This window comes from Muricauda sp. SCSIO 64092, assembly GCF_023016285.1.
GTDB lineage: Bacteria > Bacteroidota > Bacteroidia > Flavobacteriales > Flavobacteriaceae > Croceivirga.
Genome location: NZ_CP095413.1, coordinates 3,265,703 through 3,285,353, shown reverse-complemented (window position 1 = coordinate 3,285,353; position 19,651 = coordinate 3,265,703). Strand labels below are relative to the sequence as shown.

At 41.4% G+C, this 19,651-nt stretch carries 20 protein-coding genes; 1 reads left to right on the top strand and 19 read right to left on the bottom strand.

Features of this window, described 5'->3' with window-relative positions:
- Window positions 1-57: 57 nt before the first annotated feature.
- The 10 genes from L0P88_RS13880 to L0P88_RS13835 all read right to left on the bottom strand — a co-directional run bounded on the left by L0P88_RS13880 (window position 58) and on the right by L0P88_RS13835 (window position 14,665).
- Entirely contained in the window at window positions 58-2,238 is a 2,181-nt protein-coding gene (locus tag L0P88_RS13880) for a hypothetical protein (protein WP_247130523.1), read from the bottom strand.
- 103 nt (window positions 2,239-2,341) lie between these two features.
- The gene (locus L0P88_RS13875) at window positions 2,342-2,782 is read right to left on the bottom strand and encodes a hypothetical protein (protein ID WP_247130522.1); all 441 of its coding nucleotides are present in this window, start codon (window positions 2,780-2,782) and stop codon (window positions 2,342-2,344) included.
- A 3,803-nt stretch (window positions 2,783-6,585) separates the two neighbouring features.
- Complete coding sequence (locus tag L0P88_RS13870; RefSeq protein WP_247130521.1) at window positions 6,586-9,216, bottom strand: choice-of-anchor D domain-containing protein; 2,631 nt, start codon at window positions 9,214-9,216, stop codon at window positions 6,586-6,588.
- 282 nt (window positions 9,217-9,498) lie between these two features.
- On the bottom strand, window positions 9,499-9,810 hold the full coding sequence (locus tag L0P88_RS13865; RefSeq protein ID WP_247130520.1) for a TM2 domain-containing protein: 312 nt from the start codon (window positions 9,808-9,810) through the stop codon (window positions 9,499-9,501).
- A gap of 128 nt (window positions 9,811-9,938) precedes the next feature.
- The gene (locus L0P88_RS13860) at window positions 9,939-10,355 is read right to left on the bottom strand and encodes an energy transducer TonB (RefSeq protein WP_247130519.1); all 417 of its coding nucleotides are present in this window, start codon (window positions 10,353-10,355) and stop codon (window positions 9,939-9,941) included.
- Between the two features lie 72 nt (window positions 10,356-10,427).
- Entirely contained in the window at window positions 10,428-10,982 is a 555-nt protein-coding gene (locus L0P88_RS13855) for a hypothetical protein (protein WP_247130518.1), read from the bottom strand.
- On the bottom strand, window positions 10,945-12,276 hold the full coding sequence (locus L0P88_RS13850) for a hypothetical protein (RefSeq protein WP_247130517.1): 1,332 nt from the start codon (window positions 12,274-12,276) through the stop codon (window positions 10,945-10,947). Before L0P88_RS13850 ends, L0P88_RS13855 begins: the two co-directional genes overlap by 38 nt.
- An 11-nt stretch (window positions 12,277-12,287) precedes the next feature.
- The gene (locus L0P88_RS13845; protein ID WP_247130516.1) at window positions 12,288-13,781 is read right to left on the bottom strand and encodes a toxin-antitoxin system YwqK family antitoxin; all 1,494 of its coding nucleotides are present in this window, start codon (window positions 13,779-13,781) and stop codon (window positions 12,288-12,290) included.
- A 106-nt stretch (window positions 13,782-13,887) separates the two neighbouring features.
- Window positions 13,888-14,157: a hypothetical protein gene (locus tag L0P88_RS13840; RefSeq protein ID WP_247130515.1), complete on the bottom strand. Its 270-nt coding sequence runs from the start codon at window positions 14,155-14,157 to the stop codon at window positions 13,888-13,890.
- Window positions 14,158-14,461: 304 nt separating this feature from the next.
- The gene (locus L0P88_RS13835; protein WP_247130514.1) at window positions 14,462-14,665 is read right to left on the bottom strand and encodes a hypothetical protein; all 204 of its coding nucleotides are present in this window, start codon (window positions 14,663-14,665) and stop codon (window positions 14,462-14,464) included.
- A 152-nt stretch (window positions 14,666-14,817) separates the two neighbouring features.
- Here L0P88_RS13835 and L0P88_RS13830 point away from each other — a divergent pair, with 152 nt between their 5' ends.
- Window positions 14,818-15,072, top strand: coding sequence for a helix-turn-helix transcriptional regulator (locus tag L0P88_RS13830; RefSeq protein ID WP_247130513.1), 255 nt, complete (start codon window positions 14,818-14,820; stop codon window positions 15,070-15,072).
- 84 nt (window positions 15,073-15,156) lie between these two features.
- Here L0P88_RS13830 and L0P88_RS13825 read toward each other — a convergent pair whose 3' ends face one another.
- The 9 genes from L0P88_RS13825 to L0P88_RS13785 all read right to left on the bottom strand — a co-directional run bounded on the left by L0P88_RS13825 (window position 15,157) and on the right by L0P88_RS13785 (window position 19,643).
- The gene (locus L0P88_RS13825; RefSeq protein WP_247130512.1) at window positions 15,157-15,510 is read right to left on the bottom strand and encodes a hypothetical protein; all 354 of its coding nucleotides are present in this window, start codon (window positions 15,508-15,510) and stop codon (window positions 15,157-15,159) included.
- A 369-nt stretch (window positions 15,511-15,879) separates the two neighbouring features.
- Window positions 15,880-16,077, bottom strand: a complete 198-nt coding sequence (locus L0P88_RS13820) for a hypothetical protein (protein ID WP_247130511.1) — start codon at window positions 16,075-16,077, stop codon at window positions 15,880-15,882.
- Between the two features lie 396 nt (window positions 16,078-16,473).
- Window positions 16,474-16,821 carry a hypothetical protein gene (locus tag L0P88_RS13815; RefSeq protein ID WP_247130510.1) on the bottom strand — a complete coding sequence of 116 codons (348 nt, stop codon included), beginning with the start codon at window positions 16,819-16,821 and terminating at the stop codon, window positions 16,474-16,476.
- Between the two features lie 2 nt (window positions 16,822-16,823).
- Complete coding sequence (locus tag L0P88_RS13810; protein ID WP_247130509.1) at window positions 16,824-17,354, bottom strand: relaxase/mobilization nuclease domain-containing protein; 531 nt, start codon at window positions 17,352-17,354, stop codon at window positions 16,824-16,826.
- Complete coding sequence (locus tag L0P88_RS13805; protein ID WP_247130508.1) at window positions 17,351-17,800, bottom strand: hypothetical protein; 450 nt, start codon at window positions 17,798-17,800, stop codon at window positions 17,351-17,353. The genes L0P88_RS13810 and L0P88_RS13805 overlap by 4 nt, the downstream gene beginning before the upstream one ends.
- Window positions 17,787-17,999 carry a hypothetical protein gene (locus L0P88_RS13800; protein ID WP_247130507.1) on the bottom strand — a complete coding sequence of 71 codons (213 nt, stop codon included), beginning with the start codon at window positions 17,997-17,999 and terminating at the stop codon, window positions 17,787-17,789. The genes L0P88_RS13805 and L0P88_RS13800 overlap by 14 nt, the downstream gene beginning before the upstream one ends.
- Before the next feature lie 18 nt (window positions 18,000-18,017).
- Window positions 18,018-18,554, bottom strand: coding sequence for a DUF4240 domain-containing protein (locus L0P88_RS13795; RefSeq protein ID WP_247130506.1), 537 nt, complete (start codon window positions 18,552-18,554; stop codon window positions 18,018-18,020).
- A 21-nt stretch (window positions 18,555-18,575) separates the two neighbouring features.
- The gene (locus L0P88_RS13790; RefSeq protein WP_247130505.1) at window positions 18,576-19,094 is read right to left on the bottom strand and encodes a DUF4240 domain-containing protein; all 519 of its coding nucleotides are present in this window, start codon (window positions 19,092-19,094) and stop codon (window positions 18,576-18,578) included.
- A gap of 21 nt (window positions 19,095-19,115) precedes the next feature.
- Window positions 19,116-19,643: a DUF4240 domain-containing protein gene (locus tag L0P88_RS13785; RefSeq protein WP_247130504.1), complete on the bottom strand. Its 528-nt coding sequence runs from the start codon at window positions 19,641-19,643 to the stop codon at window positions 19,116-19,118.
- Between the last annotated feature and the right edge of the window lie 8 nt (window positions 19,644-19,651).

Here is a 19,651-nt window from a genome sequence, read left to right as displayed (position 1 = left end):
GCCTATCATAACATGACCTCAAAAAATCTTAAATAAAAAAAACGATAAATCGTTCTTTTATTTATCTGTATCATCATCAAGATTCATATTGTTATCCTTCATTGCTTTTTTAACCGCAGCTTCAAAGTCACTACCTTTAGCCTTTTTTCCTTGGATAATTTTATCGGCTAACTCTCCCGTTGGTGCTTTAGCAGCAGATGCCATACGAGAAGCAGTTTCTGCAGCCTTACCTGCAGCTTTTTGCTTGACGCGTGTTTCATCAGCCGCTTTTTGCTTGGCATTGTAATCAACTGAAATATTCTGGATAAAGGTATCTGCAACCTGTTGGTGAGATTGTGAGGTTGAAATTTGGGATTTAATGGTTTCAATCTCTTTTTCTTTTTTATCAATAGCAGAATTATCAACACCAAAGCCTGCTTGTCTGTCACCGAGATCTTGACGTTCCTGCTGTAATTTTTTGAGTGTTTTATTAAGTTCTTGCTGTGTTTTTTGTTCTTCCTGGCTCTGTTCTTGAGCTATTTTGTACCCCCCTTGTTTTCCGTCCTTGTTGGTAAAGCCTGTACTTTCCTTGTCACGTTTTTGGCGTGCTCGCTCAGCTTCCATACGTTTTTGGTACAATTCACCATCAAACTTACCTTCTTCTTTTCGACGTGCTGCCTGTGCATCATCATTTGCCTTTTTCAAGATTCTGTTATCCCGTTCAGAGACAAGTTTGTCCTCTTCGTTACTAAATACCGGTTTTCTATCGCGTAGATCATTGAGGTGTCGTAGGGGTGATTTGCCGGTAACTTTCTCAATAGCTCTCGTATTATCTTTACCGATCAATGTCTTAAAGCCGGGAATTTTGGTTGGGTCAGCTTTGAATGACAATAATTTTCGTCCTGCTTTCACCGAGGCACTTCCGCCACGTGACAAGGCACCTCCAAGACCTCTTGCACCGGCGCTCGTTGCCACCCTTCCGGCACCTGCCGCCAACGCTCCACCTGCGCCTGCCGCAACGCCACCTAAAGCGGCAGCCCCACCAACAACCGCCACCGGTGCCGCCAATGTCCCACCAGCAAGCATACCCACACCTTTTACTGCAAGTTTTCCGAGTTCACCTACCATTGATGAGGATACTTTTTTCGCCAGCATGAGTATTCCACCGATAACCAAAAACGGAACAAACACTATTAAAATCCGTGTCAGTAGCCCCTGACTCGGATCACCAGCCATAGCTTGCAAAAAACTCTTATTTTTTAGAAAGGTGATTGCTAGGTATATAAAAAATATAAATACCGGTGCGACAAAGGCTGTGGATATGAGTTCTTCCAACCACCTTTTAAACCCGATGTACGGTTTATTTTGCAGACCGGGCATAGCCAGCGAGGTAAATGCTACTGCTGAAAGCATACTTGAAAACATTAATCCAAGTGTTCGACCCAAGAATACCACTACCATTTTTATAAATAGGATAATGAGCATTACGTTAATGAGTCCGGCAGCGGTGATGACTAAAAAATTTTCAAAGAATCCTCTAGAGGCATTTCCTGTAATAATGAGTTGTGGATTGACATGTGAGGCGATGGCGAGCGTAACGGATCGCGTTTCCGGGTCGATAAATTCAGTTACAAATTTCGAAAGGCTTGTGGCATCCTCATCATTTGAATTCATAACCGCTTCCTGGTATGTTCCCTCTCCAACTTCAATTTTATTGTAAAGTGTATAGGCTAAAAGGTTTGAGCTATCTATCACGGCATAAGAGATAAACAAACTGAAGTTAACCGTCAAGGCAACCAGAATCGTTTTGATCAGTTGTTTTTTAGTATTGGCACCACCAGCACCCAAAACCATGCGAAAAGCAATGAATAAAAATGAAAAAATAAAGATAATATTGACAAAATCCCTGAGTATCTCCCAGCCGACTTCAATAAACCCTGTTCGGTAAAAGTTACTGTCCAATGATAAGAATATGAACAAATCAAGCACTATTCCTACCAATACTACGCCGACTTGGGTAGTGTAAAACCAGAGGATTTCCCAAACGTATAAAATTCCCTCACTAATCTCGCAACTAAAATCAACCTCACTACAGCCTAAATCTACAGCGTGAGCGACATTTTGATTTATGGACAACATCAAAGAGGAATCAATAGTATTATTGTTGTTTAATAAATTATTAATTAGTCCGCTCTCAATGGAAAATGGCAGTAAAAAGAGTATGATAGTGAATAGTAGAGTTTTAATGTAGAACGTCATGGTATTTTAGCACTAACAGTATACTACATTAAGCAAAATTTAAACACAAAAAATCCCTTCTGAAATGAAAGAAGGGATAAGAAAAGTTTTTAGAAAGTTATAACTAATAATTTTCTAGTATGTAATTTCTAAAATTGAGCGTTTTATCAAATGGTTGATACCTTATCCCCGTAAAATTGGTATTGGAGGTAAAGGCATACATATCTATCTTGTCATCGGTAACATTGATAATCATTATCAACCAATGAAATTTCTGTTTATAAGTGTACCCTTTTTTTAAAGCCACTATTTTACCATTCACAAATGTTTTTGAAAGCTCTTTAGCTTTTTTGCTGTGGTTTCTAGCAAAATCTGCTTTATTAGTTCTACTTAATGGATCCTCATTGGAAAACGCTACATACTTATTCTCATTTGAATGACTACTTTCAACAGCTTTAACTCTGTTTAGAATATCACTATTGCTAAGCACTGCAACATCGTTTTGTGCATATGCTGTCATCACGAAAGCACATGACACGACCAGGATAAAAAGTGTTTTTTTCATAATGTATTTATTAAATTGTTATTACTCGTTCCTGCTTCTATTATCACCTGTTTTCTGAATGTTGTAAAGAAATTATCCCCAAATTGTTTGTCTAGGCAGCAACAATCCTATCATCGTTTAGGAGGTTGTGTATGCACTGGCTAAAAGGGAGTCTGAGGGAACCCCCTCAGCCAGATGGCAAGTTTTGCGTTACGTTAGTTTCGTGGAAACTTGCAATCTGGCTTTTCGTGATGTCCCAAAAGATGGCATTTGAAATGTGCCTTTCGACGTGGGACATCCGAAAACCAGTGGTGAGGCGTACCACTTGTGTTCATCTATTCCTGAAAGAAAAAACACCATCTGCATGGTGTTTTTGATTAACAAGATTGTGATGTTGATGGTTTCGTACCGGTACAGAATGAATCTGCAACCGTAGTACCGTTTGAAGATCGACAGGTTACGGCACGGGTTTGGGTTCCTGAGGTGCCTGCAGTCCAGCTACACGAAGAACTTTGACCGGTACATGCTGATGAGGATGTTGCACCTGAACATGAGTGGGTTGTGGTTGTTGGAGTCCATGTACACGAAGAACTTTGACCGGTACATGCCGATGAAGAGGTTGCGCCTGAACAGGACTGACTTGAAGGTGTGTATCTATTAAGACAGTCCCAATCTTGCGGGCACGTAAAATCATTTCTAAACCTATGGGCTTGTCTTGCTGTTATTACGTCGTTAAGTGAACTCCGGGCTCCACACCAAACCGTACTACAACTACCGATATTGGGGGCTTGGGCAAATTTTGAACCCGTCCATTTTGCCTTATACCATCCACAATTGTAGTTACCATGGCTAAGTTTAACTCTAACATAACCTTGGGAAGCAAGTTGAGCATTAAATTGAGGCTCAGTTAAAGCAGAGTGACCTGCATCATAATAGTCATCATATGTGTAGTACTCCTTATATTCAGGGTGAAAACAATTTGCTCGATACACAACCTGATTGATAGAGCACCCAGAACACGTACCGCTTGATCCACCACTTGAATACCCAACAGAACTCTTAGCGGAATTGTAAACACGATTCTCTGACCAATTAAACGGCGTATTATTCACCCACACCTTTTCATAAGGAAGAGCAGAGACATACGTTCCTGAACATGATCCGCCAGAAGTGCTTGTCCACGATCCGGAACAACTCCCAGACGTCCCCCCACTACAACTCCCCCACGAACCGGTATTCCACGCATACGTAACACGATTAGCCGAACACGAAGCACTAGAACCACCATTTGATCCAGTACAGTTCCAGGTATAGGTGCTTGTATTTGTGGCTACTGACGATGCGGTACCTATTGAACAGAGGTTAGTGACAGGTGCTGATGAAAGCGAGCTTCCATGTGCTCCACCACAGACGCCACTAACTGGAGGGGCAGAACACGGTACCAACTTACCAAAGTCGTTCACACATACCTTGACATTCGAATTACTGTCATGACCCATAGATTCAATTTGAATATCACCGTCTACCTGAAGAACAGGATCACCGACAACATACCCTGGTAAGGTAACACCGTTTGCGACATGACCAACGAACGTAGGGCCAAATGCACCGTTATCAAAAGCAGACACGGTGTGAAATGCTGACGTTCCTACGAGACGAAAGATCACTGGGCTTGAGGCAATACTCTTGGTGATTGGATCGAGAAAAGCAGAGACGTTGGGTATCCGTGTCTGGCTTTGCTCGCCTTTTGGGGCTAATTCAAATTGTTCAATATCAAGCACTCCAGGAAGCGACATGTTTCCATCTGTCGTGAGGAGTTTTCTTGATGTGGTGCTTGCGCTCACGTCAAACACGCTTCCGTGGTAGTGGATCACTCCTGCAAACAGGAGGGTTCCAATACCAAGTCCGATGATAAATTTTTTCCAATGTGTGTGTTTCATACTGCGAATATTATATCACGCTCACAATTATCAATACAACCGGAGAGGTTACGAAGGTCGGGCCTTTGTAATGTTGGAAATGGGTGTAATAAAAAACACCAGTTATCAACCGTGGTTGTCTTCTAACCTAAACACAAATGTGGTCGGTTAAATAAGGTGTTTTTGACTGTCGAGTATTATACAGAAGCACATGTCTGTGATGTTGTTGGCTTCGTACCGGTACAGAGCGAGTCTGAGACGGTCGCACCAGTTGAAGATCGACAGGTGACGGTACGGGTTCGGGTGCCTGGGGTTCCTGACGTTCCTGGGGTCCAGGTACATGCACTAGGATTTCGAGAGATACATGCTGACGAAGAGGTTGCACTTGAACATGAGTGGGTTGTGGTTGTTGGGGTCCACGTACATGAAGAGCGTTGACCGGTAGTACATGCTGACGAAGAGGTTGCGCCTGAACAGGACTGGCTTGAAGGTGTGTATTTATTACTACAGCTCCAGTTTTGCGGACACGCACGATCATTTCTGAACCTATAGGCTTGCGTTGCTGTTATTAAGTCGTGAAGCGAACTCCGGTCTCCACACCAGACCGTACTACAATTTGGAGCATTGGGAGCTCTAACAAAACGTGAACCTGTCCATTTTGCCTTATACCATTCACAATAATGAGAACCGGTGGTTACCGTAACGTAACCTCCTTGAGCATTAAATTCATCCTCAGTTAAATCATAGTGACCGTCTTCGACGTAATCATCATAATCGTAGTAGGACTGATAGGTAGGGTGATTACAACGTACTTTATATACAACCTCATTGGTAGAACACCCAGAACAGGTACCGCTACCGCTTGATGAACTCGCGTATCCAACAGAATTCTTAGCGGAATCGTAAACACGATGCTCTGACCAATTAAATGATGTATTATTCACCCACACCTTTTCATAAGTAGGGGCAGAGATGTATGTTCCTGAACATGATCCGCCAGAATTGGTTGTCCATGATCCCGAACAACTTCCAGACGTTCCAGACGTCCCGCCGGTACAGCTTCCCCATGTACCAATGTTCCATGCATACGTGATGCGAGGCGCCGAACACGAAGCACTGGCATGACCGTTTGTACCGCTACACGTCCACGTATATGACGTTGAACCGGTTGATACTGATGAGGCGGTACCCGCTGAACAGCGGTTGGTTGTTGGGGCTGTTGAGGTTGAAGTACCGTTTGCGCTACCACAAGAGCCGGCTACACCACAGATAACGAGTTTTCCATCTTTGTTGGCACAGACCTCACGGAGCGTGGTGGAATTTCGAGGGCTGAAGCTACCGCTTGGAGAGTAACCAAGACCGGAAACGAGCATAGAATCGGAATCAGTATTGCTATTTTTTACGACAAATTCTGCGGGTGCTGATTGCCCGCTTGAGTAAGTACCTGCGACAAACAATGGTGCAGAAACCCGTTGTTTTACCAAGAGATTATAAAAACTTGCAGAAGTATTGTTAGGGAAAGCAAAACAAGCTTTATCATCCGGGTTAGAACCAATACTCCCAGTACATTTTAACTCTTCTGTATCAAACCACGATGGCAAACCTGATGCTCCAAGAGCCAAAGAACCGATACGCGAAAGACCGTCACTGGCGCCCGCAAATGAACGCACATTGGCAATCTGAGCCTGGGTAAAAGATGTAGCCATACCGACCGCCATTGCAAGTACGAGACCACATATAACCGAACGTGTGTCCCGTGTATTTATTTTTTGAATTAACTTTTTCATACTTAATTACATTTATTGAGCAGGAACAGTATATCACAAAAAAAAACGAATGTGAAAACAGAAAAGAGGCCGCCTTTTTAGACAGCCTCTTTCAGCATAATTTGCTATTATTTCTTTTTCATTGTATTAAAATTTTCTTTTTTTCAATCTTCCCGTCCGTTCCTTCTGCATGCAGAATGTAAATGCCGGAAGGAAGCACCCGCACATCTATTCGGTTAGAATGAGATGTTAATACTCTCCTCCCCGAAAAGTCGTATAGACTTGCTTGGGAGAATTTTTCCCAATCAATAGATACGATGGTCCTTGCAGGGACTGGGTACACATTCATTTTCGGCGCCTGAGGCTCCACAGTTCCCGCAACTTGATTGATAACAGCGGTGGCCGTTAACTCTGAACAAGAAACCGTAAGCGTTGCCGCTCGGACAGCTTGGGTTGGGTTTTCTAAGTAACGGGCAGTTACCGTTGTACTGCCTGTTCCGTCAGTTACATTTAACACCAACCAGTCCACGTCAATTGATATCTCCCAATCGGTATTGGAACTAATATCAAAAAGGATTTCTCCCTGCTCTCCTCCCACATCTTCAACGGATGGGGATATTGAAAGCTCAACTTCCGGTTCTTCTATAACTACCCTCGCAGCTTGATTGACGGTGGCACTAACGCTTAACCCTGATCCTGAAACCACAACGGTCGCAGACCGAGCATCCAAGCTGGTATTTTCTAAATACGTAACGGTTACGGTTCCATTCTGAACCCCGCTTGTTGTACTTACATCCAACCAATCGGCATCAGTTGATACTTCCCAATCCACGTTAGACGTGATGTCAAAGACAATGGTTCCTGACTCTGATCCCACATCCTGAGTGGATGGAGATATTGAAAGCTCAGGAGCTACCTGCGTTTGTTCCACAGTTGTGAAACTCCATACGTTACTCTGCTCACTTTCAAGGTTACCCTTGTGTGCAACAACTGCCCAATAGTACGTAGTACCGTGGTCAAGTGTGCCAAGATGTGAGCTTGTAGCAAACGATGTGCCGTGTGTTTGACCAACCTCAGACAGGTTATTTGGACTATCACCCACGCGTACTGCGTAGGTAATATTTTGCCCGTTAACTGCCGACCAAGAAAGATCAGGGGTAACTGACACATCGCCAGATCCGTCAGCTGGCGAAACAAGCACCGGTTTATCCGGTGGAGTTTCTATACCAACCCCAGTCAGAGAAATCGAGTGTACCGGAGCAGAATTGGAAGAATTATTGTCAATGTTGACGGTTGCAGATTTAGAACCGGTTGAAACCGGCGTAAACCGAACCGAAAACTCAATACTTCCATTTTGCGGTATCTCAACAGGCAGCGTATTACCGTGAACGAACGAAAATTCTGACGAACCCTCAATTGAAATCTCGGAAATACTCAATGCAGAACCCCCGGTGTTTGTAATGGTAAAGACGCTTTCTTTTGTCTCACCAACTGCAACATCACCAAAGTTTTCTCCGTCTTCCGCAGACACCTCCAATACAGGGCTTGCGTCAACAACACCCATATTGAGGTGAATTCTTTCCTTTCTTTCTCCCAAAGGACTTCCGATTCGTCCTATCTCAACGATGTCCAGTCTACCGTCACCATCTACATCCATAACGATGTTGTCACCAAAGCTCACATTTGAATCAAGACTTGGGCAGCTACAGAGGGTGAACTTTCCGGTTCCATCGTTTAGGTACAAATCGGTACCGCCGGTTGCAACATTACTAAAAACACTGTTATGGCGCTCATTACCGTTGTAATACAGGTCAACATAGCCGTCATCGTTAGCATCAGCAAACGCCATATGTGCCGATGTTTTTCCTGGCAACGTATCAAAAAGAGTAAACGTACCGTTCCCATCGTTTTTGTAAACGTATGTCTTGAAATCATTAGGATCAGCAAACTCCCATATGGCTCCCCCAAAAACAAGATCAAGATCGCCATCATTATCAATATCGACAAATTTATTTGCCGATCTTGTTGCTCCTACAAAATCATGTGCCGTATCTACCTGGAAACTAATGTTTCCATTGCTGCTCGTATTGATCCAAAGATCAGTTGCAATACCTGCTTGTCCTGTGCCAGAAGTTATAACGTCAGGAGACGTGTTGTTGTCGACAGTGCCGACTCCAATTGCCCCCTCCGCTTTGCCTACTGTTGATGACCATGCTTGGGCAAAGGTACCGTTGTTATTTTGGTATGCGATCATCCTGAGCGTTCCGTTAACGTCTTCACCTTGGTAGAAAAGATCAAGGTCACCGTCTTCATCAAAATCAGCTAAAACACCTGATGCTCCCTGTCCCAGACCAATAATGGTTTGGGTATCGTATCCGCCAGAAGTATTAGAGATATAAATCCTTCCTTGAGGATTTTCGTTACTGCCGGCACTGGTAGCTCCAACCACCACAAAATCTTTACCCGGTGATCCGCCAAGATCAGCGACCAAGGCAAATCCTTCGTACACATCAATAAATGAGTTTGGGATGGGTGTGAAAACACCTCCTGATAGACGGTATACGTCAGTTGAAAAGACATAGGTATTACTGAGATAATTGAATACGGTAAACCCGGTGGTGATCAAAACACCTTCATCATAATCGATTGATGATGAGGATTTTCCTTGCAGTCCGCTTGTTGTATTTTCAACGAACGAGATGTTTGTTTGTGCGTTTATCATGCCCCATGAGAGCACCATAACACACAAAAAGTAGTTTTTTCTTCCCATGGTATTTAATTTTTAAAGTTTTAGACAAAATAAATTGTATACACAATTTTCACATTTCACCTTGATAGTACCATGATAAATTGCAACTTGTCAAGAAATAACACCCTCCACCTTTGGATAATACTGGCTTGAGAACGTATTGAATGATAAAAAATAACATCAAAAAAAATAGTCGGAACAATATCAAGTATTCCTAACTCCGTTTTAATTAACCACAACATAGCAGTAGGAAAGCCTATCTACAATACAAGGCTACTCAATATTGTGATTGTGGTCAGTTGGTTATGATTCGGGAGCGTTTTTGTTTCCACTTGCCGCTGCCATCATCGCCATATTTTTTGCGTGATTTTCGTCTTTCTCCTTTTTTTCAATATCATCAATTTGTGCTGATATTGCCAGGTTGTGACTACTCACTTTAGTGGGGATATGGAACAAATCTATCAGTGCCCATACACCAAACCCACCTAATGTTATCCAATAAAGGATTTGTAAACCCCATTTTCCTAAATAGGCATAGTGGCACCCGAGAAAGAACCAGCATAGATAAGCGGTTCCAGTTGATTTCATTTTTGATATTAAATAGTGTTTGTTCATAATTGATTATTTTAATCGGTTATGTTACCTACTCCAAAATTCAGTTGGCTTTTCGGCTTGTTCCCAACATTATACTTAGTCAAATTCAGTGGTTCGATTTGATAGTCAATAATCATAACAGGTTACTATTAATGTACTTGGAATACGAGGGGTAGAGCGTAAATAATTTCTACCGCTTTACCATTGTGCCGTCCGCCTACCACCGATGGTAAGAGTGAGAGCACTCTGTGCATTTCATCTTCCAATTCTACATGTGGTGTTTTAACCGATACACTGTCTATTGAACCGTCTTTTGTGATGACGAATCGAGCAGATAATCTTACCCTTCCGGTCATTCCCAAATCACGTGCAATTGCTGTGTTGAAATTCTTGTATACGAAGGTTGAAAGTTTCGAACTAAATGCCCTTTGAAGCGTTTTTTTATCCTCTTCAATCTCCAAGAATATAGGAGGTCTATCTGCAACTGCAAATGGTACTTTTTCCATTTCTTGACAGTACCCTTTCATGGTGAGAAGTAGTGTCAAAACAAGTATTGAATATTTCATTTTCTTCTTGTTTTTACTTTGCTATCTTTTTATGAATTCCGACTGTTATGAACAATACCTTGTTGTGGGCAGTTAATATTCAATCCGCCAACCATCATCGTATTTTATAAAGTTGGCTGTTTGGTTTATCACCCTTTCTTTTAAATTGTTTGCGTTTCCAAATGGTGTGATGTTAGTCCTTCTTATATTATAACTAACAGTAGCTACATTCATTTTTTCAAAAACCTGGATTCCTGTAATTTCAACAAATTCCAATTCAGCTTGTCTTACTTGAGCATGTTTTACGAATCCACTTGTTTCTGCGTCACTTACTAAGTATTGTTTTCCTTTTTCAGTTAAAGTTGCCCTTACTCCACTACCACCAATTGAAACTTTAGGAAATCTGCCTTTGAGTTTATTTTGTCCAAAACTTGTGTAGGTAAGTAAATCAAGCTCAACATATTTTTTCCAGCGATTTATTGTTATACGTCTGTAGATTGTTCTGTCTTCTAGTGTAAGTTCCAGCAATTCATCTTGTGGATAATCTAGTTTTTCAATAATCTGTTTTTTTGCATTTGACCTTGATAAATTGTTACTACAAGAATAGCAACTAACTATTATTACTAATGATAGAATTAGTTTTTTCATTATTCGTATAATTTTTATTAGTTTCAATCATTGCCTGTGCCAAGCGGTTTACGTTTCTGATCATTGATAACATCAGGAGAATCAAGGTAATGGCGAGAATGGCTCCTACCGCAATGGCTATTGCATAGAAACTTTTTTTACGCCAAAACCCTTTCTTTTGTTTCTTAAGCTCATAGTTTGCCTCTGCAAGCAACTGGGCACTCTTAAAGTCCTGCTCTATCTGGTTCAATCGTTGCTCGTGTGCGTTCTCTATATCTTGAATCTTGTCGGCCCTATCACGATTTTTACCCCGATAAATTTGATAGTAGTAATTCAGTGCGATGGCTTGCTTGTCTGCATCTATCCGTCTTAAAAAAGGAATAAAGTTCGAGGTGTTCTCTTGGAGAGCCGCTAGATTGTAGTTGTAGTGGTTTCCATACTCGCTTTTGATAATGTTTGATGCAGCGTAGCGTTCGCTCTGGGTAAAGTTTGGAAGGGTTTCAGCTTCATAGCTCAGCAACCCGATGCCATCGTTTGGATTGCGCAAGAGAAAAGATCGGTTTCGGTTATACGCTTTATTCACATGCGTATCATCATAGAGCGGAAGAATACCTGATAACACCTCAAGGGAAGAGAGTGTTTTTTTCAATGATGAGTTCCTAAATGTTACCAGTTGGGTAATGAGGCTTCTGCGAATATCTTTCTTCAGAGGTTTCAGCACACTGTTGAACCCCGCAACAAGCTGAGCTTTCTGATTGTATGAAGATGCAAAATCATCTCTATTGGTTTGTTTTTCAATCTTCAGTTGGAGTCCATCTGAGGTCGTTACATATTCTCGGTAGCTTTCGAGCTTGGTTACTTTGTACTTTAGTTCACCCTGAGGATACCGGTAATAGCCGTCTCCACTCCACAACTTTGGAAATTCACCAGGAGGTAAAAGATTTTTTAATCGTGCTACCTGCTGCTCAAATGCAAAAAGACCTATGGTATCTTTCTTCACCAAATCAACACGGGGTTTACGTACAGGACGTGCTGTCTCTGAGGTTTTTTTGATTTCCTCAATCTGTGATCGCTCTTTTGGAATGGCACTGATAACCTCATCGAGTTGAACCTCTACCTGTTTTGGGTAGGCTTCCTTTTGTGGTTCAGGAGCTTTTACTACTTTCTCTTTTGATGCTGGCAGGTAGCTCCAACCGACAATTGAGACCGCTACGATAACGCTAAGGACTGCAAGTGCGGACAGAATATGCCAAAAGGTTCGTGATATGCCATAGTAGTAACGGTTCTCTAACTTGGAAAAGTATACTTTTTTCATTGCTTAGCTATTTAGCTTCTTTTTTTTCGTTTTCGCTTTGTCTTCCTTGTTTCCAGATCAGCCGATATTGGAAAATGTTTCATCAAAAAACCTGAGATATCAATGTGCTTTTTGGTGCTCAGAAATGCCGACCTAGTCGTTTTGGCATAGGTTGATGCAACGGTGTTGAACAGGGAACTCAATAACTTATCCGACTTGTTTACCTTGTATTTCTCAGTGCTAAGTATGTGGTCATCGGCATCAAGAAGATCAAGAGTGAAGAGAATGAACGCATCGTAACCTTTTTCCTTGCTTCCATCACGTTTAGTGTAGATAGATTCTTCGTATACAATATTTATACCGCCTACCTTTATCTTCAGATTGAGTACCGAATTATTAACCTCCTCGTTAATGTAAACCCCTAAGAGGCGAGAACGTAATTGCTTCTTGATTTCGTGGAGTACGGTTTGTTGGTCACTCCCGCCTTGTTCTGAACCATCGGTTTCAAGGGCAATTAATTTCGTTGTCCCATCCATGTACGTGAAGTTGAGAAGTTCCTCTATGGAGCTTCTAGCTCGGACATTTTTTACAAGATGCGCCGTTTTAAAACGTACCGAGGATACCACCGTGTCATTTTTAAATGTCTTCACCTCTTGCGTATCACCACCTTCCATGTGGTACACCCACTGACCGGATTTCATATCATTGTAGTATAACCCTTCATGGACAACCTTGCCATTATCATACTTCACCTCCATGCGTCTATTGCCCCCGGGGAGATACGATAACCAAACACCATCTTTTATACTTCCGCTGAAATACCCTTCTTCTTTTACGGTCCCATCTGCATAGTACCATTTGGCAAGATGCTTCATGCTTGTTTCATTAAGCTCTTGCGTGCTTAAAGCGGTAACCCCATCGTCAAAGTAAATCGTTTCGGAGACCACCACCCCTCGTTTATACCTGGAGACAATTTCTTTTTTGCCATCGCTCTTGTTTTTTATGTAATCCCCGTGAAGTTTGTTCTCTAAAAAGTTCTTTTCTTCCTCAAGCATGTCAGGGGCATCAAAATATTTTTTGATGAATGTAAAATACCGAGGGTTTCCTTCATCAAATAGTTCATGGAGCTTGAGGTTCCCCGAACGGTAGTATTCCTTATGTTCCAGTTTAGTACCATTGTTATATACCGTTTCCCGTTCTTTATTTCCGCTTGTGTTCCACCACACGTGCTTGCCATCTTCTTTTCCATCCACAAACAGGCCCTCAAACTTTTTTTGTCCTGAAACGTACCACTCGGTTCTACGTCCATCTGGTCTACCTTTTTTATAGAGGGCTTTGAGGGTACAGGAACAATCGGTTTTAGCATTTTCATTATACGTATACAGTTCTCCACTAAAGAGTGTCCCTTTATGGTACACCTTCCCATTTCGAGTATTCACATCAGCGGTAAACGCAACCTCATCCTGGGAAAGGCAAGCATACGGGACGTGAAAAAAGAGTAAAACAGTAAAAATATAGTTCTTCATTATTGTAATATTTTATTGTCTTGCTTTTTAGATTTCTATTTTTGTTCCTCTGTCTTTCCCTCTTAGCATTAAAGCCACCACCAAAGGTGGTGGATAGTTACCGATATTAATTTTTAACTCTTTCACTATGGATAGTACCTGAATAATCTGTGTCATATATTTTACCACAACCTTCTATTTGGTATCGGTAACCCATACTAATTTTTCTTTTGCTTATAACTTTCAATTTTTCAGGAGGACAATCGGCTGTTACCGAAAGATTTTTAATTGCATTAGGTTCATTATCTCCATTTAGCAATCTTGCATAAGCACCACATGAGTTAAGGATAAAAGTTGAAGTAAACATTGTTACTACTAGGATAAAAGTTTTTTTCATGTCTTAATGTTTTAAGTTACCTACTCCTCTTTAGAGTCTTTTTTCGGCTTGTTCAGACTGTAACATTTTATTGCCAATGTATATCCATCGGTGTGCTGTAATATTGAGGATTCCTTTCGTTCCCAACAGATATGTTCCGAATAGAATTCAATTGTTATACTAGGACCGTCAATAATCTTAAATGGTCAAATCCTAAATATCCTGCCCTATTTTTACTTGGCCGTGACTGATAAGGCGCGTCAATACCGTAAAGAGGGCAGCCGCATCAATTAAAAGCTAAAACAGCAAAAGATAATTGAGCGACTTACTTGGCTCCATAGTAGCCCGCAAAGCCTCCAATGGATACTTTTTCAGATAACATACCTTCGTAGGATGCCTCAAGAGGAGGTACGGACTGTTGAAATCCAGATCCTGAGGTGTAGTAGGACGAGAAGCCGATACCGAAATCTCCCTTCTCTAGTTGTTGTGCGGAAAGACCATAAACGACCATTATCGCAATGCCTGTCAATATACAATTGTTTTTTTCATAATAAAATTTGGTTTTGAATTGGTAATGGGATAAATATACAAAAATATGTATATTAAAATAAACATATTTTTATAAGTAACCTCAAGTTTCCATACTCATCAATTTTATGCTATAGGAAATACAACCCAACTATGGCGAAAAAAACGAAGGAAGCAGATGCCCAATTTGATAGTTTAATGCAGACGATAGCGAACAAATTAAAGGAGCTGCGAATTGGTGCCGGATATACGAGTTACGAGAACTTTGCCTGGAATAACGGTATCAACAGGATGCAATACTGGAAAATGGAAAAAGGCGATACCAATTTTACGATGAAAAGCCTCTATCGTGTGCTTGAAGCCCACCAGATGAGTTTTGAGGAATTTTTTAACAGTTTGGAAAATTAACTGTTGTTGGACAGCTAAACGTGAGTAACGCAAAACATCTTGTTCCCAAGATGTTTTGTGAAGGTTATTGAAAAAGAAAAAGGATTATACCTCAAGCCCTAATTCTTGTACCATATTGTAGGCTGTTTGTTCAAATCCGAACCAAGCCAAGAAGTTTTTAAGATCGTTTTTGATTCTAAGGGGTTCACCAATACTATCTTCACACTCTTCACGGATTTCTTCAATCTGGTGATAGTGCATATCGAAGAATGTATGGGTATCATGTGTGTAAACCAATGATCCCACCATTCCAGAAATACAACCGTAATTTTGCAAATCTTCAAAAAATGTTTTGATGTCAACATGTCCAAGAGCTTCAAGAGCCACTTGTTTTTCAATGGTATTTTCTTTTTGATGGGCAATAGCTTCTAATTTGTTTTTAAGTTCATTGTTAGTCATTGTATTATATATAGGTTAAGCGAATAATACGCAGACATGAAAATCACGGTGGCCAGTCTTTTGCGACAAGGAGGAATCCGGTAGGAGCATTCCTTGCGGAAAAGACGCACCGGGATAATGTCAAGGTATTTATTTGCTGCCTGTAGAGAAGACAAGGGCTATCTCCTTAAAACAATACCGGCTAGTGCCAATGAAAAAATCCCTAAAACAAAAGCTTTGAAGATGTACAATGGAGCAATACGTTTTTGATATGTGGGGCTTAGGGTCTTTTGGGAATTATAAAACCCCAATCAAATGTTCTTGATTGAGGTTATGGTATAGATTTTTGAAAAAGTGGATTTACCCCGAGCCTGCACCCTGCAATAACAGTTACATTGGGCCTTGGCAGCGTAAATGAGCTTTTTGTGCCGGCGTTAGTTCAAGCGTTTCTTTGTCTTGCAAATACTTTTGGTACGCTTTTCGGTTCCTTTCCAAATATGGACGAACTTCAGTCCGATACACTTCTTCAGCTTTAGCTTGGTGTTCTTCGTTAGAAATGGAAGTTGAAAATTGTTGCTTCTTGTTCATTGGTACAAAGGTATCAAATTAATATTGAATGATCTGGATTCATTGTGCCATATACAAGTGGAATTGTATACTTTTTGTTTGCACGTCCTGCAATTTTTCAAGACGATTAAAACATCAAAGAATATACAGCCGGACTCCTACCAGACGCTTCATGCAGGGTTGTGATAACATTTGATTTTTCTAACTCCCTTAATATCCTATGGGAACTTGATTCAAGGATTTTTGAGCTTAAAGAATATGCTCCAAACAAACTGCCTCACGACAAACCAAGCGACAACCGTAAAAGGAACAAGCCAACCTCGTATATCGAGGTTGGCTTGTTCCCAGTGTTCAGTATTCCCTTCTCTCTGTATGCCCACTTAGGATAACCCATTAACAGATAAAAAGCAACTGTGCTTATGGTTCAATATCGTTCCCTTTGGACCTTCCCTGTTCCCGTTCATCAACCACCTGCCCTAACGACCTCATGCGTTCCATAGCCTTGTCCTTCAACATCAGGAGTTCTGGGTCAATGCCCAAACTTCTTTTAAAGCGATACTTTCGTTTTCCGTAGTAACAACCCGTGAGTTTACCCCGGTAACTATACGTTTTGATATCCGCTTGAGAAAGTAAGGTCTCAAACTGTTTAAGTGATCGGCTACGCTCGAAAATGGGATGTACGGTTTTTATGAGCAGATCCTTTTGTGATGGTTGCTTGGTGCGGCGTTTCAATTGCTCTTCTTTCTCTGAGTAGGAGAGGGACAAGGCTAGTCTTTTTTTTTACCATGCTCCACTACGCTATCTGAAAGTTCGGGATACATTTTGACCTGATACTCCTGAAGTTGTTTCTTGATCGATTCAAACCGAGCTTGGGAAATACGGGCGCTCTTTCCGTCAGATACCTTAATTCCGCTGAATACAAGGTGGGTATGCCAGTTCTTCCCTGTCGCCTCAAAGTGGGTTCCGCCAACTACCATTTGGTCATTACCTCTCAACTCAATGTACTTGTTCACGAGGTCTTTGATAATGGTACGGTTGAGGTGTTTGGTAGATTCAGGGTGAAAGGACATCACCTCATGGTAACAAACAACCGATTTGTTTGCGTAAAATGATTGCCGGTTACGCTCCAATTCATTAAACTGCTTTTTCCACTTCTCCTTGTCATACGACCTGATGTTCCTCTTAAAATACAGGGGCTTCCCCTCCGGATCACATAGCGGTTTCCTTCCGTCAAATATATAGCTTATTAAACCCGATGGAGATGTTCGTAACGTATGACTAATGGATTTTATAATCACCTGTTCAATTGCTTTTCTATTTTACCAAAGAGGGTAAGCAATCGTTCATAGCTTACCTTTAATTCATTTGAATCACTTTCAAAGAGAAGTTCTTCAACAAGATCGTAGCACAACAGAAACAGCTTCTTCGTCTCAACAATATCAGGATGAGGAACGCACGGCACACTCCCCCGGTTAAGATAATCAAGGGCAAGCCGTTGAATAAAGGTTGCCAACTTCATACCGTTTTCTTCTGCCCGCTGTGAAAGCAACAGCTTATCCTTTTCTTTGAAGGAAATGCTTAGGGATGGGTGAAATTTCTTGTAGTGCTTTCTATAATTTTTCAGGTAGATGGCTCGAAAGTTTCTCCGTGCGTGCTGGATTTCTTCGGCAGTGCCACGCTCAAGCACCCCGATATGGTCGAGGTAATCCTGCACGCTCCGGTATGGGTATTTATTTTTTTTCATCACTGTTCCTCTTGATATAGTTTGACAATCTTTCCTCAAGATCACAGATGCGAGAGTGAAGGTGCTCACTCAATTGGATGGCTCCCACATCCAGATGTTCTTCAAGCAGGATGATGACCTGATACAGGTTCTGCCCCATCAGTTCCAATTGCTTCAAACAGTCTCGATCTTCGGTACGTCTGCCAATATGTGATTCCATTATTAATCCTTTTTGGGGCTATGGTTCCACTTCCTGATCGTTATCCTGCTCCTTTGCGTGGTCGTGGTCTTGTTCCAGCTCTTCAAGGCGGTCAATTGTGTCAGTAAAATTTGATAAAGATTGGTTCGTTTTCTCATAGAAAACTGAGTGACTGCGGTCAATATCAGCATAAACATGCAGGTTGTCCACCGCCCAGGTGTAATCTGATCGGTAAAACAGGGCACCAGGATTCTCCTTCACAGCATAGTAATGTTCTTCTCCCAGCGAAATTATAAGGTACTTGATATTATCCGATTCTTCCGGGCGTTTACCCTGCTCGAATTCTGCAAAATCCATGTAGTCGCAACTGTCTCCGAGCTCTTCATAGAGTCGCTCCATGGTGTGACTGAAACCAACGATCTCCTTTGGAGAAAGGTTACTAATAAGGAGTTCCAAACGATCGTTCTGTGTATTGATCTCAGTTGAGTATCTTCGTGATGATTCTATAAGTTCCCAGAAAGTGGTCTCGTCCATTGCTGCATAATTCGCTATGTTTTTATCGTTTTCTTGTTCCATAGTATTTAAAAGTTTTATAGGTTATTGTTCCATTTCTTGATCGTGATCCTGTTGTTCGTTTTGTTCAAGTTCTTCAAACCGATGATATGTTTCAATAAATTTGTCGAGGTCTTCACCGGTTTTCTCTTGGAAGATTTCAGAGCTACAATCAAGTTTGCCATAGAGATACACACTTTCCAATGCCCAAGTATCTTTATAATAAGGATGGTAAAGTTTATCAGGGTTAATTCTTATCTCGAAGTACTTAAATTCCCCCATTGAAATAATAAGGTACTTTATGTCATCTGCACTTGAGCGTTGGTCTTCAGGCAGTTCATCAGGGTTCCAGTACAGGTAAGCATCCCCAAGCTTCTTAAATAATCTGTCCATCGTTAAGCGAAAACCTACGATCTGTAGAGGAGACAGTCCCCTCAATATGTCGCCAAGACGATCAAACTGCCTATTGACTTCGGAGGTTTGAGCCTGAGAATTTTTGATGATTCTCCAAAAAATGTTCTCATCCATTTCTGGACAACACACAATGTCTTTTTCTTGTTCCATAGTATTTGGAAGTTTTATAGGTTATGGTTCCAATTCTTGATCCTGTTCCTGCTTCTCTTTGTGGTCTTGTTCCAGCTCTTCAAGGCGGTCAATTGCGAGAGTAATATCCCTTAAACTTTGGTTCGTTTTCTTATAGAAAACTGAGTGAGTGCGGTCAATACCTGCATAAATATGGAGGTTGTCTATCCCACAGTCATAATCTAGTAGGTAAAACAGGTAATCCGGAGTCTGCTTCACGGCATAGTAATGTTTTTCTCCCAGCGAAATTATGAGGTACTTGATGTGGTCTGGTTCTTCCGGGTACTTATCCTCATCATCGAATTCGTTATAGTAGACGCTGCTGTCCCCAAGCTCATCAAAGAGTCGCTCCATGGTGCGATTGAAACCTACAATCTCCTTTGGAGAAAGGTCACTGATAAGGGACTCCAAATGATTGTTCTGTTTATTGATTTCAGATGAGTATCTTCGTGACCTTTCTAAGAGCGTCCAGAACTCCTTTTCGTCCATTTCGGTGTTGCCTAAAACGTGGTTATTGTTCTGTTCTTCCATATTGTGAT

What these genes read in the sequence shown, in the direction of transcription:
- L0P88_RS13880 (WP_247130523.1), bottom strand. Translation starts at nt 2,238, where the DNA reads ATGACGTTCTACATTAAAACTCTACTATTCACTATCATACTCTTTTTA.
- L0P88_RS13875 (WP_247130522.1), bottom strand. Translation starts at nt 2,782, where the DNA reads ATGAAAAAAACACTTTTTATCCTGGTCGTGTCATGTGCTTTCGTGATG.
- L0P88_RS13870 (WP_247130521.1), bottom strand. Translation starts at nt 9,216, where the DNA reads ATGGGAAGAAAAAACTACTTTTTGTGTGTTATGGTGCTCTCATGGGGC.
- L0P88_RS13865 (WP_247130520.1), bottom strand. Translation starts at nt 9,810, where the DNA reads ATGAACAAACACTATTTAATATCAAAAATGAAATCAACTGGAACCGCT.
- L0P88_RS13860 (WP_247130519.1), bottom strand. Translation starts at nt 10,355, where the DNA reads ATGAAATATTCAATACTTGTTTTGACACTACTTCTCACCATGAAAGGG.
- L0P88_RS13855 (WP_247130518.1), bottom strand. Translation starts at nt 10,982, where the DNA reads ATGAAAAAACTAATTCTATCATTAGTAATAATAGTTAGTTGCTATTCT.
- L0P88_RS13850 (WP_247130517.1), bottom strand. Translation starts at nt 12,276, where the DNA reads ATGAAAAAAGTATACTTTTCCAAGTTAGAGAACCGTTACTACTATGGC.
- L0P88_RS13845 (WP_247130516.1), bottom strand. Translation starts at nt 13,781, where the DNA reads ATGAAGAACTATATTTTTACTGTTTTACTCTTTTTTCACGTCCCGTAT.
- L0P88_RS13840 (WP_247130515.1), bottom strand. Translation starts at nt 14,157, where the DNA reads ATGAAAAAAACTTTTATCCTAGTAGTAACAATGTTTACTTCAACTTTT.
- L0P88_RS13830 (WP_247130513.1), top strand. Translation starts at nt 14,818, where the DNA reads ATGGCGAAAAAAACGAAGGAAGCAGATGCCCAATTTGATAGTTTAATG.
- L0P88_RS13825 (WP_247130512.1), bottom strand. Translation starts at nt 15,510, where the DNA reads ATGACTAACAATGAACTTAAAAACAAATTAGAAGCTATTGCCCATCAA.
- L0P88_RS13820 (WP_247130511.1), bottom strand. Translation starts at nt 16,077, where the DNA reads ATGAACAAGAAGCAACAATTTTCAACTTCCATTTCTAACGAAGAACAC.
- L0P88_RS13805 (WP_247130508.1), bottom strand. Translation starts at nt 17,800, where the DNA reads ATGAAAAAAAATAAATACCCATACCGGAGCGTGCAGGATTACCTCGAC.
- L0P88_RS13800 (WP_247130507.1), bottom strand. Translation starts at nt 17,999, where the DNA reads ATGGAATCACATATTGGCAGACGTACCGAAGATCGAGACTGTTTGAAG.
- L0P88_RS13795 (WP_247130506.1), bottom strand. Translation starts at nt 18,554, where the DNA reads ATGGAACAAGAAAACGATAAAAACATAGCGAATTATGCAGCAATGGAC.
- L0P88_RS13790 (WP_247130505.1), bottom strand. Translation starts at nt 19,094, where the DNA reads ATGGAACAAGAAAAAGACATTGTGTGTTGTCCAGAAATGGATGAGAAC.
- L0P88_RS13785 (WP_247130504.1), bottom strand. Translation starts at nt 19,643, where the DNA reads ATGGAAGAACAGAACAATAACCACGTTTTAGGCAACACCGAAATGGAC.